The sequence below is a fragment of the Shuttleworthella sp. genome (assembly GCF_057251025.1).
Window position 1 is genome coordinate 1 of record NZ_DBHIDN010000053.1, and the last position, 1,925, is coordinate 1,925.

Here is a 1,925-nt window from a genome sequence, read left to right on the forward strand (position 1 = left end):
TGCAGAGTCCTGTGTTTTTAGTAAACAGTCGCCTGTGCCTGGTTTCTGCGACCACCCTCAGCTTGCACCAAGCGTGGCACCCCTTCTCCCTAGGTTACGGGGTCAATTTGCAGAGTTCCTTAACGATAGTTCTCCCGCTCACCTTAGCCTCCTCAGCCAGTCCACCTGTGTCGGTTTCGGGTACGGGCGCTATGAGTTCTCCTTAGAAGCTTTTCCTGGCAGCCTGGCTTCAATACCTTCGCTCCCCTCGCGGTTCGCTCCCCATCAGGTCTAACCTTTAACAAGGGGGTTTTTCCTCCCTCGTCAGGCCGCTCCCTTGGACCGGGATCCATCACCCGGCGCACCTAGCCTCCTGCGTCACTCCATCGTCTTAACGAACTCATCGCGGGACAGGATTAGCAACCTGTTGTCCATCAGCTACGCCTTTCGGCCTGACCTTAGGCCCCGCCTTACCCTGGGCGGATCAACCTTCCCCAGGAACCCTTGGACTTCCGGTGAGTGTGATTCTCACACACTTCGCGTTACTCATGCCGGCATTCTCTCTTGTATGCAGTCCACACGTCCTTCCGGCCGTACTTCGCCCCACATACAACGCTCCCCTACCGATTCGACTCCTTAAAGTCAATCTCCAGGCTTCGGTGACATGCTTAGCCCCCTGTATTTTCGGCGCAACAATCCTCGACCAGTGAGCTATTACGCACTCTTTAAAGGATGGCTGCTTCTGAGCCAACCTCCTGGCTGTCCGGGCATCGTCACATCCTTGCCACACTTAGCATGTCTTTGGGACCTTAGCCGTGGATCTGGGCTCTTTCCCTCTCGACCACGAAACTTCTCTCCCGCAGTCTCACTCCGGAACTCTTAAGTCACGGTATTCGCAGTTTGATTGAATTTGGTACGGTTACAACCGCCCGCGTCCATTCAGTGCTCTACCCCCGCTACTAAACATTCCGGGCTGCACCCAAATGCATTTCGGGGAGAACCAGCTATCACCCAACTCGATTAGCTTTTCACTCCTATCCACACCTCATCCGAGACTTTTTCAACAGGCTTCGGTTCGGTCCTCCACCCCGCTTCACCGGAGCTTCAACCTGGACATGGATAGATCGTCGGGCTTCGGGTCTATTATGCAAAACTAATCGCCCTTTTCAGACTCGGTTTCCCTGCGGCTCCGGAGCTCCTGCTCCTTAACCTCGCTATGCACAATAACTCGCCGGCTCATTTTACAAAAGGCATACCGTCACACACCCATATGCCCGAAAGCATACGCCGTGCTCCGATCGCTTGTAAGCATACGAATTCAGGTCTCTTTCACTCCCCGCCAGGGGTGCTTTTCACCTTTCCCTCTCGGTACTCTTCGCTATCGGTCATCTGACATGTTTAGCCTTGGACCATGGTCGGCCCGAATTCAACCGGAATTCCTCGTGCTCCGGCCTACTCAGGGTCCGCGCTCAGACAGGCTCAATCCTTTCGCTTACGGGGCTCTCACCCTCTCAGGCTGGCTTTCCCAACACCATTCAACTAGGCTTGAACTTGGTAACTGTCCGAGGGCTCTGCAGAACCCTCCAGCACGTCCCTATTACACCGGCATGCGCAACGCCTGCAGGCTTACACGCATCCGGTTTAGGCTCCTCCCCGTTCGCTCACCACTACTTAGGGTATCTCTTCGATTTCTTCTCTATCCGGCTACTGAGATGTTTCACTTCGCCGACTTCGCCCCCGCTCTGCGGGTCCCTGGCCTCCGCCAGGGGGGTTACCCCATTCGGACACCTCCGGATCAACGATCGCTTGCCTCTCCCCGGAGCATTTCGCCGCTAGCCGCGTCCTTCTTCGCTGTCAGATACCTTGGCATCCTTCGTATGCCCTTATTCCTTTACTCTCCAATTCATCTTTGCCTTCTATTCAGTTGTCAATATACACAGGGAAAT

At 55.0% G+C, this 1,925-nt stretch carries 1 rRNA gene; it reads right to left on the bottom strand.

Features of this window, described 5'->3' with window-relative positions:
* Window positions 1-1,876 (bottom strand): 23S ribosomal RNA (locus ACO5R6_RS07605); the annotation flags it as partial.
* Window positions 1,877-1,925: the final 49 nt, after the last annotated feature.